The sequence below is a fragment of the Methylobacterium sp. E-025 genome, from assembly GCF_022829705.1.
Classification (GTDB): Bacteria; Pseudomonadota; Alphaproteobacteria; order Rhizobiales; family Beijerinckiaceae; genus Methylobacterium.
Window position 1 is genome coordinate 1 of the sequence record NZ_JAKSYR010000019.1, and the last position, 13518, is coordinate 13518.

13 protein-coding genes are annotated in these 13518 nt (G+C 72.3%); 8 read left to right on the forward strand and 5 right to left on the reverse strand.

Features of this window, described 5'->3' with window-relative positions; all coding sequences use genetic code 11:
* Nucleotides 1-1699, forward strand: a 1699-nt coding sequence (locus tag MKK64_RS00765; RefSeq protein WP_243931816.1) for a potassium transporter Kup, incomplete at its 5' end; no start/stop codon positions are given.
* A gap of 16 nt (nt 1700-1715) precedes the next feature.
* Here MKK64_RS00765 and MKK64_RS00770 read toward each other — a convergent pair.
* Both MKK64_RS00770 and MKK64_RS00775 read right to left on the reverse strand, forming a co-directional pair.
* Entirely contained in the window at nt 1716-2429 is a 714-nt protein-coding gene (locus MKK64_RS00770; RefSeq protein WP_147729183.1) for a response regulator, read from the reverse strand.
* Complete coding sequence (locus MKK64_RS00775) at nt 2429-2941, reverse strand: MarR family winged helix-turn-helix transcriptional regulator (protein ID WP_147859478.1); 513 nt, start codon at nt 2939-2941, stop codon at nt 2429-2431. Before MKK64_RS00775 ends, MKK64_RS00770 begins: the two co-directional genes overlap by 1 nt.
* A gap of 249 nt (nt 2942-3190) precedes the next feature.
* Here MKK64_RS00775 and MKK64_RS00780 point away from each other — a divergent pair, with 249 nt between their 5' ends.
* The 3 genes from MKK64_RS00780 (at nt 3191) to MKK64_RS00790 (ending at nt 4887) form a co-directional block, all read left to right on the forward strand.
* Entirely contained in the window at nt 3191-4078 is an 888-nt protein-coding gene (locus MKK64_RS00780) for a branched-chain amino acid aminotransferase (protein WP_243931818.1), read from the forward strand.
* Nucleotides 4079-4171: 93 nt separating this feature from the next.
* On the forward strand, nt 4172-4456 hold the full coding sequence (locus tag MKK64_RS00785; protein WP_243931820.1) for a DUF3072 domain-containing protein: 285 nt from the start codon (nt 4172-4174) through the stop codon (nt 4454-4456).
* A gap of 221 nt (nt 4457-4677) precedes the next feature.
* Complete coding sequence (locus MKK64_RS00790) at nt 4678-4887, forward strand: Flp family type IVb pilin (protein WP_147728602.1); 210 nt, start codon at nt 4678-4680, stop codon at nt 4885-4887.
* A 6-nt stretch (nt 4888-4893) separates the two neighbouring features.
* On the opposite strand, the gene MKK64_RS00795 is transcribed toward MKK64_RS00790, so the two are convergent.
* From MKK64_RS00795 to MKK64_RS00805, 3 genes are all read right to left on the reverse strand, one after another.
* Entirely contained in the window at nt 4894-5688 is a 795-nt protein-coding gene (locus MKK64_RS00795; protein ID WP_243931848.1) for a DUF937 domain-containing protein, read from the reverse strand.
* 201 nt (nt 5689-5889) lie between these two features.
* Nucleotides 5890-7236: an MATE family efflux transporter gene (locus MKK64_RS00800; protein ID WP_243931850.1), complete on the reverse strand. Its 1347-nt coding sequence runs from the start codon at nt 7234-7236 to the stop codon at nt 5890-5892.
* 214 nt (nt 7237-7450) lie between these two features.
* Nucleotides 7451-9463, reverse strand: a complete 2013-nt coding sequence (locus MKK64_RS00805; protein ID WP_147859476.1) for a monovalent cation:proton antiporter-2 (CPA2) family protein — start codon at nt 9461-9463, stop codon at nt 7451-7453.
* Nucleotides 9464-9730: 267 nt separating this feature from the next.
* Between MKK64_RS00805 and MKK64_RS00810 the strand changes: the two genes are divergently transcribed.
* From MKK64_RS00810 to ispH, 4 genes are all read left to right on the forward strand, one after another.
* The gene (locus MKK64_RS00810; protein WP_243931821.1) at nt 9731-11419 is read left to right on the forward strand and encodes a methyl-accepting chemotaxis protein; all 1689 of its coding nucleotides are present in this window, start codon (nt 9731-9733) and stop codon (nt 11417-11419) included.
* A gap of 211 nt (nt 11420-11630) precedes the next feature.
* Nucleotides 11631-11840, forward strand: coding sequence for a type II toxin-antitoxin system HicA family toxin (locus tag MKK64_RS00815; RefSeq protein WP_243931823.1), 210 nt, complete (start codon nt 11631-11633; stop codon nt 11838-11840).
* Nucleotides 11841-11896: 56 nt separating this feature from the next.
* Nucleotides 11897-12304: a type II toxin-antitoxin system HicB family antitoxin gene (locus MKK64_RS00820; protein WP_243931825.1), complete on the forward strand. Its 408-nt coding sequence runs from the start codon at nt 11897-11899 to the stop codon at nt 12302-12304.
* A gap of 165 nt (nt 12305-12469) precedes the next feature.
* Nucleotides 12470-13480, forward strand: a complete 1011-nt coding sequence (gene ispH, locus MKK64_RS00825) for a 4-hydroxy-3-methylbut-2-enyl diphosphate reductase (protein ID WP_243931827.1) — start codon at nt 12470-12472, stop codon at nt 13478-13480.
* Nucleotides 13481-13518 lie beyond the last annotated feature (38 nt).

A 13518-nucleotide genomic window follows, 5' to 3' on the forward strand; every position in this document is an offset into this window, starting at 1 on the left:
GCGCGCCGACAACCGCGGCGAGGGCGGCATCGTCGCGATGCTGGCGCTGCTCGGCGCCCGCCACGCCAAGGCCGGCACCTGGCAGGCGCTGCTGCTGGTGGTCGGGCTCGTCGGCGCGGCGCTTCTCTACGGCGACGGCGCGATCACCCCGGCGATCTCGGTGCTGTCGGCGATCGAGGGCCTGAAGGTCGACGCGCCGGTGCTGAGCCCCTTCGTCGTCCCGCTGACGATTTTGATCCTGATCGGGCTGTTCCTGGTCCAGCGGCAGGGCGTGGCGGTGATCGGCCGGGTGTTCGGCCCGGTGATGCTGGTGTGGTTCTCCGTCCTGGTGCTGCTGGCGATCCCGAGCATCTGGCACGCGCCGCAGATCCTGGCGGCGGTCAACCCGTGGCGGGCGGTCGACTTCCTGGTCCATGCCGGCTGGCACGTCTCGTTCCTGATGCTCGGCGCGGCCTTCCTCGCGGTCACCGGCGGCGAGGCGATGTATGCCGATCTCGGGCATTTCGGGGCGCCGGCGATCCGCACCGCGTGGTTCGGCCTCGTGCTGCCGGCGCTGCTGATCCACTATTGCGGGCAGGGCGCGCTGCTCATCGCCGAGCCGGACGCGATCGAGAACCCGTTCTACCGGCTCGCGCCGGACTGGGCGCACTATCCCCTCGTGGCGCTCGCCACCATGGCCACCGTCATCGCCTCGCAGGCGGTGATCTCGGGGGTGTATTCTCTGACGCAGCAGGCGATCCAGCTCGGCTTCATGCCGGCGATGCGGGTGGTCCACACCGACAAGCACGAGCGCGGGCAGATCTACGTGCCGGCGGTGAACTGGCTCCTGGCGCTCGCCACCCTCGTCGCGGTGGTGCTGTTCGGCTCTTCCGATGCGCTGGCCGGCGCCTACGGCATCGCCGTCTCGGCGCTGATGGGCATCACCACGCTGCTCGCCGCGCTGATCGCGCTGCGCTGGGGCTACGGCCTCGCCGCGGTGCTCGCGGTCAACGGCTTCTTCCTCGCCATCGACCTGGTGTTCCTGGCGGCCAACAGCGCGAAGCTCCTCGAGGGCGGCTGGTTCCCGCTGGTGCTGGCCTTCTCGGTCGCCTTCCTGATGCTGACCTGGATGAAGGGCAACCGGGTGCTGGAGGCGGTGCGCGAGCCGCTGCGGCAGAAGGAGGACGCCTTCCTCGCCCGCCTCGCCTCGCACCCGCCGGTGACGCTGCCCGGCACCGCCGCCTTCCTCTCGGCGGCGAGCGAGGGCATCCCGATGGCGCTCGGGCGCCTGGTCGAGCGCAGCCGCTGCCTGCACGAGCGCATCCTCCTGATCACCGTGATCTACGAGGAGGAGCCGATCGTGCCGGCGTCGCAGCGCGCGGAGGTGACGCTCGTGGCTTCGGGCATCCGCAAGGCGATCTCGAAATACACGCCCGGGATGGAGCGCGTGGTGCTGCATTACGGCTTCATGCAGACGGCCTCGATTCCCGAAGGGCTGCAATGCGCGGTAGCGAGCGGCCTGCTGCCGGCGGAGTTCGTGGAGGACATCACCTACTTCGTCGGCCACGAGGCCATCATCCCGTCGCCGACCAACCCCGGCATGCACAGCTGGCGCGAGGGCCTCTACGCCTTCATGAAGCGCAACGCCGAGCGCACCGGCGCCCATTTCGGGCTGCCGACGCGGCAGGTGGTGGAGGTGGGGACCGAGATCGAGATCTGAGGGGCGCCATCGTCCCTCAATCCACCGCGAGCCGATACCCCACCCCGCGCACGGTCTGCAAGAAGGTGGGGTTGGCCGGGTCGACCTCGGTCTTGCGGCGCAGGCGGTTGATCTGCACGTCGATGGTGCGCTCGGCGGCGAGCCCTCCGCCTCCGGCCAGCACCTCGCGCTCGACGTTGGCGCCGTGGGCGCCGGCCAGGATCGTCAGGATCTCGCGCTCGCGCTCGGTGATGCGGATCATCTCGTCCTCGCGGCGCAGCTCCCCGCGCTCGATCCGGTAGGAGAACGGCCCGAAGGTCACCACGTCGCCTGTGCCGGTGTCGCGGCGCGGGCCCGACGCCCGGTTGATGATGTTGGTGAGCCGGAGCGTCAGCTCGCGCGGCTCGAACGGCTTCGGCAGGTAGTCGTCGGCGCCGATCTCGAGGCCCATCACCCGGTCGTTCGGGTTGGAGCGGGCGGTGAGCATCAGGATCGGCACGCGCGAGGTCTCGCGCACGCTGCGCGCATAGGCGAAGCCGTCCTCGCCCGGCATCATCACGTCGAGCACCATCGCGTCGAAGACCAGGCTCTGCGCCTTGGCCCGCGCCTCGGCCGCGCTCGCGGCGGCGGTGACGCGGAACCCCTGCTCGGCGAGGTAGCGGGCGAGCAGCTCGCGCAGGCGCCGGTCGTCGTCGACCACGAGGACGTGCGGCGCCCCGTCGGAGAGCTCGGTGCGGGCATGGGCGGCCATCAGGCGGCCCCGCCGCCGCGGCGGGCCATCAGGCGGCGCACCACCGCGCGCTCGTCGGGCTCGATCATCGCCATCAGGAAGCTCTCGGGGGCGGCCGCATCCTCCGGCGAGGCCAGCGCGCGGGCCAGCCGCCGCGCCTGCACGCGGGTGAGGTCGGCGGCCAGCGCCGCGCCGCTCGGCGTGCAGGTGAGCAGGCGCTGGCGCCGGTCCTGGGTGCCGGGCCGCTGGGCGATGTAGCCCTGGCCGATCAGGTCCTTCAGCACCCGGTTGAGGCTCTGCTTGGTGATGCGCAGGATGTCGAGCAATTCGGCGATGGTCAGGCCGGGATAGCGGTCGACGAAGTGCAGCACCCGGTGGTGCGCCCGGCCGAAGCCGTACTCGGCCAGGATCCGGTCCGGATCGCCGACGAAGTCGCGATAGGCGAAGAACAGGAGCTCGATCAGGTCGTCGCTGCTGCAGGCGGCGGCCGGCTCGGCGGCGTCCTTGCGTTCGCGGAGGGCGGGAGATGTCACGTGCGGCCCGGGTCCGGTTGCGGCGCGAAGGGCGGGAGAGGAGACGAACGTCGGCGCGAAGGACGTCGGAGCGGAGAGGATGGGAACAGGAGCGTGCGCGCGATATACGTCAGTGTCGTTGACATATTCCAGGCCGGTTGGTACCCGTCAACCCCGCCGGCGCCGCCCGCATGCGCGCCCATCGACATCGTCCCCGCCGAAGGGCCCGCAGGTTGCGCGGGCCGCGACGATTTCCAGGAAGACGTTCCCATGTCCGTGATCCCGTTCGACGAGCGCGAGGGCACCATCTGGTTCGACGGCGCCATGGTGCCGTGGCGGGACGCCAAGATCCACGTGCTGAGCCACGGGCTGCATTACGGCTCGTCGGTGTTCGAGGGCGAGCGCGCCTATGGCGGGGTGATCTTCAAGAGCCTCGCCCATGCCGAGCGCCTGCGCCGCTCCGCCGAGCTGCTCGACTTCGCGGTGCCGTATTCGGCCGCCGAGATCGTCGCGGCTAAGGAGGCCGTGCTCAAGGTCAGCGGCCTGCAGGACGCGTATCTCCGCCCGGTCGCCTGGCGCGGCTCGGAGATGATGGGCGTCTCGGCCCAGGGCAACACCATCCACCTGGCGATCGCCGCCTGGGAATGGCCGAGCTACTTCGACGCCGCCACCAAGATGAAGGGCATCCGCCTCGACATCGCCGAGTATCGCCGGCCCGACCCCCGCACCGCCCCCTGCGCCTCGAAGGCGGCGGGCCTGTACATGATCTGCACGATCTCCAAGCACCGGGCCGAGAACAAGGGCTATGCCGACGCGCTGATGCTCGACTTCGAGGACAACGTCGCCGAGTGCACCGGCGCCAACGTGTTCTTCATCCGCGACGGGGCGATCCACACCCCCACCGCCGACCGCTTCCTCAACGGCATCACCCGGCAGACGGTGATCGAGCTGGCCCGCCGCCGCGGCTTCGCGGTCACCGAGCGCCGCATCCGCCCCGAGGAGATGGCCGACTTCTCGGAATGCTTCATCACCGGCTCGGCCGCCGAGGTCACCCCGGTCTCCGAGATCGGGCCCTACCGGTTCGCGCCGGGCGCGATCACCCGGACGCTGATGGACGACTACCTCGCCGAGGTGCAGCCGCAGGCGCGCGCGGCCTGAGGCGTCTTATCCCCCGCCGGTTCCGGCCGGCGGGGAACCTCGGGGATGCGGGCCGCGTTCTGACGGAACATTCCATGAACGCGTGAGTGCCCGATGACCAAGGCCGCTGCCAAGACCACGGCGAAGTCCGATTCGAAGTCCGACACGAAGTCCGCTTCGAACGAGAACCCGAAGACCGACCCGAAGGACGTGTCGAACCAGATCAAGGATCCCGACCAGTGGACCACCGGCGGCGAGCCGATGACCGGTGCGCAGGCCTCCTATCTCAAGACCCTGTCGGAGGAGACCAAGGAGCCCGAGGCGTTCGATCCCGACATCGACAAGGCCGAGGCCTCCAAGCGCATCGACGCCCTGCGCAAGGAAGCCGGCCACGGCTGAGCGGAGCGAAGGCGCCCGCGGGGCCCGCTCCCGACGGGTCGCCCGAGCGCCCATCCCCTCTCGCCGCAAGCGGGGGAGGGGACCCGCAAAACGGCCGGTCGCACGGATCCTGCTTCGGCGGATGCCGCGACCGTCGCCCGTCGCCGATCGAGTTAAAACATCCTCAAGGTCGCGCGGGTAGGGTCGCCGTGTGCCGGTTCGGCCGAGGAAGGCGATCATCGATGTCGAGGACGGCCGTCGAACTGTCGAAAGGGGCCGGAGCCGTGCCGCCGAAGCGCCGCTTCGCCGCCGACGCGCGCGGCGCGACGAGCATCGAGTACGCCCTGATCTCGGGGCTGGTCTTCCTGGCCATCGTCGGCAGCCTGCGCCTCTACGCGTCCAAGGTCAGCACCGTCTACCAGACCATCGGAAACGCGGTCAGCCAGAACTGACCAACCTCAGCGCGTCCCCGGCCGACCCTTGCGCGACCGGTGCGACGCGTCCGGCTCCGAGGCGGGGTCGGCGTTCGGCGTCGTGCCCGAGGGCTTGGCCGCGGCCGCCTTGGCGGGGTCGGCCTCGGCCCAGAACGCCTCGAACAGGCCCTGCATCGCCTTGACGTTCTGTTCCTGAACCTCGGCGCCGGTCTTCAGCATCTGCTGGAACATGCCGCCGGCGGCATCGGGTTCCGGCTTCGGTGCGGGCTTCGAGACCTGGGGCTTCGAGACCGGGGGCCTGGCGGCCTGCTTCTGCGCCTCCGGCGCGGCCTGCGCCGGGACGAACGCCTTCATCATCTCGGCCCAGCCCGGCGCGACCGCGAACGGCGAGGGCGCCGGGGCGGGCGCCGCCTTGGCCTCCGGAGCCTGCTGGTTCAGCAGCATGTGGACGATGCTCGCGACCACCGCTCCGGCCATCATCGGCAGCATCTGGCGCAGCACCTGCGAGCCGACGCCGCTGGCCGAGGAGGCCTGCTGCAGGATCGCCTGGGTGAGGGCCGGCGAGCCGAACATCTGCCCGAGCATGGTCTCGGCCGGGCTGGGTGCCGGGCTCGCGGCGGGGCGGGCGCCGGCCAGCCCGAATATCTGCGACAGGCCGGTCGGGTCAGGGACGGCGCTGCGCTGCAGCCCGAGCGCGAAGGCCGGCATCAGGGCCTCCATCGCCCGGCGCGTCTGCTCGGGGGTGAGGCCGAACTGCTGGGCCACACTCTGCATCCCGGCGCCGTTCTGGGCCTGAAGCATGTCGAGCGGGTTGAACATCACGCGGCCTTGGTCTGTTCGCCGCGCGGAAAACCGCATCGCGGGCCGCGCGTTCCAAGTCTAGACCCTTATCGACGCCGCTGGCCAGTTGCCGGCCAACGTTCGGTCTCGTCCCGGCGCGATCGGTGCCGCGCATCCACCGGGGATCGCGTCGCGGCCGGGATGCCCGGGACGTCGCGCCCGCCGACGCGACGCGGCGCGCTACACCAGCGCGCCGCCATGGGCCGGGCCGGCGGCGACGCTCGCCTCGGGATCGGGCGCGCGCGCCGGCACCACGACGTCGCGCTCGAGCAGCGTGACCGTGCGGGCGGCCATTAGGATGCCGGCCAGCCCGAAGGCGAGCGAGCCGATGCCGACGCCGGCGAGAACCCCGCGCGGCCCGTACAGGGCGGCGCCCGCGAGCGCCGGCGGCATCGTGCCCAGCGTCGCCCGGCCCCAGTTGAGCAGGGTCGAGCGGAACGGGAAGCCGAGGTTGTTGAACGCGGCGTTGGCCAGGAACAGCAGGCCGTTGAAGAACCATACCCCGCCGCTGACGAGGCAGAAGAAGCCGAACAGGTCGGCGGCGACCCCGTCGAGCGCGAACAGCCGCATCAGCGGGCCGCGGGCGAGCACCAGGGCGGCCCACACCACCGCCACGTAGAGGAAGGTCACGAGCGCGCCGTCGCGGAGCACGCCGCGCATCCGGTCGAAGCGGCGGGCGCCCCAGTTCTGGCCGAGGATCGGGCCGATCGAGCCCGACAGGGCGAACAGGCCGCCGAAGGCCACCGGGGTGAGCCGGTCGATCACCACGTTGGCCGCCACCGCCACCGCGCCGTAGCGGGCCAGCACGTGGGCGAGGAAGGCGCTCGCCACAGACGGCGCGAGGTTGGTGAGCACCGCCGGCAGCGCGATCCGGAACACCAGCGGCGCGTCGGCGACCGTCGCCGCGAGGCTCGCGGGCGCCAGCATCCGGTGCTGGCGCACCCCGTGCCAGCCGATCAGCGCGAAGGTGGCGCGCGCCACGCAGGTGGTGATCGCCGCCCCGTCGACCCCGAGCCCGGCCCCGAAGATCAGCAGCGGATCGAGCCCCACCGTCACCAGCGCGCCGCCGAGCGTCACGAACATCGCCTGGCGCGCGGCGCCGACCGCGCGCAGCAGCCCGGAGAACATCATCCCCGGGCCCATCAGCACGTTCGAGGGCAGGGCGATCCAGAGGAAGCGCTCGGCCACGGTCAGCGTCTCGCCCTCCGCGCCGATCGCCCGCAGCAGCGGGTCCGACAGCGGCAGCAGCAGCGCCACGAGGAGGGCGGAGGCGGCGAGCCCGAGCAGCGTCGACGAGGTCGCGATCCGCCGCGCGCCGTCCCGGTCGCCGGCGCCGATCGCGCGGCTGACCAGGGCGCCGGCGGCGATCATCAGGCCGATGTTGATGGCGATGGCGAAGAACTGGACGATCGCGGCGAAGCCGACCGCGGCGGTGAGGTCGGTGTCGCCGAGCTTCGACACGTAGAGCAGCGACAGCAGGTCGACGACGAACACCGCCATCAGGCCGATCGAGCCGGTGGCGCTCATCACCACCACGTGGCGCAGGATCGAGCCGGTGACGAAGCGGCCGGCATCGGGTGGCACGGTCTTCCCTCCCCCCGAAGCGGGGGAGGGAGGGTCTTGCGTCGGCGAGGGCCGTGAGAGGGGAGCGCCGTCTCCGGACGACGCGCTCCGCTCTCTCCCCCTGCTGCGGGGGGGACCCTTCCCCGCTTCAGGGGGAGGGGGAAGGGCGGCGTCCGCCTCACCGCTCACCGCTCTGGACCTCCATCGCCGGCGTGCGGATCGCGCGCGCGGCCTGGGCGTCCGCCTCCGCCTGCGCCGCCGCCTCGGCCTCGCGCTCGGCCTCGCGCTCGGCGGTGTCGACCGGCGGCCGGTCGAGCATGCGGCCGGCGGCCTCGCGGCGGTCGTTGCCGATAATGTCGCGGGTCTCGGCCGAGAGCGCGCGGGCCGGGCGCTGCGGGGCGGTGAGCGGCTCCGGCTTCATCTCGGGCACGCCGATGCCGCGCAGCCAGCCGCCGCCCTCGGGGAGCGCCCCGGCCTGCTGCAGCACGAGGCGGGCGACGTCGCGCTTGCGCACGTCCTCGACCCGCGCGGCGGCGGCGTCGGCGGACAGCCCGAGGCCCTCCAGCGTCGCGCGGCCGAACACCAGGGCGGATTCGGCGGTCTCGCGGATGTGGAAGTCGACGTCGCGGTTCATCAGCTCGACGGCGTGCATCCGGTCGTAGGCGCGGACGTAGGTGCGGACCGACTCGAACTCCTCGTGGACGATGTCGACGATCTTCAGCGCCGCCTCGGCGTCGTCGATGCACAGGCACACCAGGTCGACCCGGCCGATGCCGGCGGCGCGCAGCACGTCGAGGCGGGTGCCGTCGCCGTAGTAGATCCGGAAGCCGAAGCGCGAGGCCGAGCGGATCTGCTCGACGTCCTTGTCGATCACCGTGACGCCGATGCCCTCGGCGAGCAGCACCTGCGTCAGGATCTGCCCGAACCGGCCGAAGCCGATCACCAGGACGCGGGCCTCGGCGCTCTCGACCACGTCGGTGGCCGGCAGCGCCTCGCCGCCGCGGCGGGCGCGGGCGAGGTCGAGCGCCTTGTCGAGGCCCTTGGCCGCCACCGGGCCGATCAGCATGGTGAGGGCGGCGAGCGCCACCGCGAAGCGCGTGGCGGTGGCGTCGGTCAAGCCCAGCGAGCCGGCGAGCGGCAGCAGCACGAAGGCGAACTCGCCGGCCGGCGCCAGGATCGCGGCGCCGCGCACCGCGTCGAGCCAGGTCGAGCCGAACAGGCGGAACAGCCCGGCCACCAGCGCGACCTTGACCAGGATCGCCGCGAAGGTCGCCCCGAACAGCAGCGGCCAAACCGCGCGCACCAGCCCGCCGTCGATCGACATGCCGACGCTCATGAAGAACAGGCCGAGCAGCATGCCGCGGAACGGCTCGATGTCGGCCTCGAGCTGGTGGCGGAAGTTCGATTCCGACAGCAGGATGCCGGCCAGGAACGCGCCCATCGCCATCGACAGGCCGACCTCGGCCATCAGCAGCGCGGTGCCGAGCACCACCAGGAGGGCCGCCGCCGTCATCACCTCGCGGGCGCCGCTCGCGGCGAGCAGGCGGAAGAAGCGGTTCAGGCCGTAGCGGCCGACGAGCACCACGGCGACGATCGCCGCCAGCGCCTTGCCGGTGGAGAGCGCCGCGTCCCCGAGCCAGGGCGCGCCGCTGCCGCCGCCGGCCGATGCCAGGAGCGGCATCAGCGCCAGGATGCCGACGACGGCGATGTCCTGGAACAGCAGCACCGCGAAAGCGCGGCTGCCGTAGGCGGTGCCGAGGTCGCCGCGCTCCTCCAGGAGCTGCAGCGCCACCGCGGTGGCCGAGAGCGCCAGCGTGATGCCGATGATGCCGCTGGCGCTGGGCGCCGCGCCGAGCAGCACGCCGAGGCCCCCGAGCACGATCGCGCAGACGACGAGCTGCGCCGTGCCGAGCCCGAAGATGTCGCGGCGCATCGAGACGAGCTGCGACAGGTGCAATTCGAGCCCGACGATGAACAGCAGCAGCACCACGCCGATCTCGGCGACGCTCGCCGCCGTCTCGGGCTCGGCGATCAGCGACAGGCCGGACGGGCCGATCAGCACCCCGGCGACGAGGTAGCCCAGCACCGCGCTCTGCCCGAGCAGCCGGAAGATCGGCACGCCGATCACCGCCGCCGACAGGAACGTCAGCACCGGCGGCAGGAAGCTCGCATGTTCGGCCGGGCTCGCCATGAAGCGCCTGATCGCGAGGACGGGACGTCCTGCCCTTACCGCGGACGGCGCGGAGGCGCGAGGGCCTTGCGGGTGCCGTTCGTCACCCGGCCGGCCCGCGGCGGCGCGCGGGCCCGCCGGAACGGCCGGCGCGGAACGCCGTCCCCCGGGCGTCGGGCACGGATCGGGGTTGCGCTTTTGTATTCCTTAACGCGGGCCACCTATACTTTATTGCGAGCAAATGTTCGGGCGCCGAAGCCCATGAAGACTTTATTCCCGGAGTCGCGCGTGTCCCTGAGAAATGTTTCGATCCGCACGCGGCTCGTCGCCGCCTTCGCGACGCTGACCCTGTTCGTGCTCGGGCTCGGGCTCGCCGGCCTGTCCGGCATCGCGACGGTCGAGGAACGGCTGGTCGACGTGCAGACGCGGTGGCTGCCGAACGTCCGCGACGCCGGCGCCCTCGACGCGCTGACCGGGCGGTACACCACCAGCCTGCTGCGGCACATGCTCACCACCGAGCCGAAGGCGCTGGCCGCCATCGAGGGCGACATCGCCCAGCGCGGCCAGGCGATCGAGACCGGGATGGCCGCCTACGCGCGCGGCATCGCGCAGCCCGAGGAGCGGGCGCTGTACGAGAGCTTCCTGCGCGAGTGGGGCGCCTTCACCGCCACCGAGGCGCCGATCCTCGCCCATTCCCGCGCCGGCGAGAAGGCCGAGGCGCTGCTCGCCTACCAGAGCAAGGGGATCGGCGCGCGCCGCAACGCCTCGATCGCCCTGGAGAGGATCATCGCCCTCAACACGGAGGGCGCCGCGCGCGCGGAAGCGTCCGCCGCGGCATCCGTCGCGCGCACCCGGTTCTGGATGGTCGCGGCCCTCGGGACGGCCCTGGCCCTGGCGGTCGCGATGGCCGTGCTGCTGATCGCCGGCATCGGCCGCGGGATCGACCGCGTCGTCCGGCCGATGCAGGCCCTGGCCGAGGGCGACCTCGAGACCGCGATCCCGCTCCAGGGCACGCGCACCGAGATGGGCCGCATCGCCGACGCGGTGCAGGTGTTCAAGGCTGCGCTGCTGCGCATGCGGGCGCTGGAGAGCGAGACCGCCCTGGCGCGGGCCGGCGCGGAGGCGCAGCGCAAGGCCGCGATGCGGCAGATGGCCGACACCTTCGAGCGCTCGGTCGGCGGCATCGTCGCGACGGTGACCGCGGCGGCGACCGAGCTGCAGGCGACGGCGCAGAGCATGACGGCGACCGCGACGCAGACGGCATCGCAGTCGACGACGGTGGCGATGGCCGCCGAGGAGGCGGCCTCGAACGTCAACACGGTGGCGGCGGCGGCCGAGGAGCTCGGCTCGTCGGTGCTGGAGATCAGGCGGCAGGTCGGCGGCTCCTCGGCGCTGGCGCAGGGGGCGGTGGCCGAGGCGGCGCAGACGGCGGCCGTGGTGCAGGACCTGAGCGAGGCGGCGGCCCGGATCGGCGACGTGGTGGCGATGATCTCGTCGATCGCCGGGCAGACCAACCTGCTCGCCCTGAACGCCACGATCGAGGCGGCGCGCGCCGGCGAGGCCGGCCGCGGCTTCGCGGTGGTAGCGGCCGAGGTGAAGGAGCTCGCCGCGCAGACGGCGCGGGCCACCGGCGAGATCGGCAGCCAGATCGGGCGGATCCAGGACTCGACCCGCCAGGCGGTCGCGGCGATCGACGCGATCGCGGGACGGATCCGGGAGATCTCCGGGGTGTCGGCCTCGATCGCGGCGGCGGTGGAGGAGCAGGGCGCGGCGACCCAGGAGATCGTGCGCAACGTCGGCGAGGCGGCCTCCGGGACGGGGGCGGTGACGGCCAACATCGGCGGGCTCGCGGCGGCGGCCGACGAGACCGGCGCCGCGGCCTCGCAGGTGCTGACCTCCGCCACCGAGCTGTCGCGCCAGTCCGAGCACCTCAACGCCGAGATGAGCCGCATGCTGGCTTCGCTCCGCGCCGCCTGAGGCGGGGCCGGAGGGGGCGGCGGTCGCGTCCCGGATGCGGGACGCGCGGTCACGAAGGTCGGACGGCAGGCGCGCGCTGCCGATCGCGCCGTCCGCACGCGCGCTTGCCATACACAAGCTTGCGCAACGACGGGCGACGCTTATAATCCGGCTTGCAGGCCCGCGGATCGACCGCTCTGCGGCCGCAGCGAGCGACCCGGACGGGATCGCCATGCCGCCTCGCGTCCGCCTCTCGAAGACCCGCGACCTGCTGGCCGCCCTCGAAGCCGACGGATGGGGGATCGCACGGAAGGGCCCGGGCGACCATGTCCAGCTCAAGCATCCGACCAAGCCAGGACGGGTGACGGTGGATGCCGGTCGGCGCGAGCAGGCGATCGGCCCGCTGCGAAGCGTGTATCGGCAAGCCGGGTGGGCGTGGTGACGCCTCCGCCCTTCGAGGACGAGGCCGGATCGTCGGCCCGACGGGAAGCACCGCCCATGGCCCGTGTCGTCATGCTGATCCACGGCGAGGCCGGAAACTACGGCGCCTCGTTCCCCGATTTCCCCGGCGCCACCACCGGCGCGGACGACCTCGACACGCTCTACGTGAAGGCGGCCGAGATGCTGGCCTTCCATGTCGGCGGCCTGGCCGAGGATGGCGAGCCGATCCCCGGCATCCGCTCGCTCGACGCGCTGCGCCGCGATCGCGTGTTCCGCGAGGACAGCGCCGATGCGATCGTCGCTGTCCTCGACGTCGACCTCCCCGGGCGCGCCGTGCGGGTGAACATCTCGGTCGAGGAGAATCTGCTGAAGCGGATCGATCGCGCGGCCGCCTCGGCCGGCGAGACCCGGTCCGGCTTTCTCGCCTCGGCCGCCAAGGCGCGACTCGTCGGCGCCGGGACCTGAACCCCGACGCGAACCGCGCAGCGCCCCCGAATCCCCACCCTTCGACGAACGCCGGTTCCGGGGGTCACCCGCGCCGGCAAACGTGCTATAGCGCGTGCCCACGCGGCGGGTTTGCCGCGGCCGCCCGGTTGACAGGGCGGGCCCCTCCTCGCCACATCCCGGATCATGAGCGCCATCACGAATCTCGACACCGCCTCGGACGGGGCCACCGCAACGGCCGCAAAGCCGCCGCTGGAGATCCTGCTCGCGGCCCCCCGCGGCTTTTGCGCCGGCGTGGTGCGGGCGATCGACGTGGTCGAGCGCGCGCTCGCGATCTACGGGCCGCCGGTCTACGTGCGCCACGAGATCGTGCACAACAAGTACGTGGTCGAGAGCCTGAAGCGCAAAGGCGCGGTGTTCGTGCGCGAGCTCGACGAGGTCCCCGACGGCGAGGCGCCGGTGATCTTCTCCGCCCACGGCGTGGCCAAGACCGTGCCGGCCAACGCCGACACCCGCGGCCTGATCACCATCGACGCCACCTGCCCGCTGGTGACCAAGGTCCACCGCGAGGCCGAGATCCACCACAAGCGCGGCCGCCACGTGCTCCTCGTCGGCCATTCCGGCCACCCGGAGGTCGTCGGCACCATGGGCCAGCTGCCCAAGGGCTCGATCACCCTGGTCGAGGACCTCGAGCAGATCGCCGCGCTCGAGCCCGAGAACCCGAACAACCTCGCCTGGGTCACCCAGACGACGCTGTCGGTCGACGACACCCTGCACATCGTCGCGGCCCTGAAGGCGAAGTTCCCGACCATCACCGGGCCGCACAAGGACGACATCTGCTACGCCACCACCAACCGTCAGGAGGCGGTGAAGCAGATCGCGCCGCTGGTCGACGCGCTGATCGTCGTCGGCTCCTCGAACTCCTCGAACTCGCAGCGCCTGCGCGAGGTCGCCGAGCGCGTCGGCTGCCCGATCACCCGCCTCGTGCTCCGCGCCGAGGAGATCGACTGGCCCGCCTTCGAGGGCATCACCAAGCTCGGCCTCACCGCCGGCGCCTCGGCCCCCGAGGTGCTGGTCGAGGAGATCATCGACGCCTTCGCCGCCCGCTACACGGTGACGGTCGACACGGTGCAGACCGTGGTCGAGGACATGGTCTTCCCGCTGCCGCGCGAGCTGCGCAGCGAAGCCGCCGAGTAGGTTCTCTGCGACTTTGGGCGGCGGGTGCCATCGCCCGC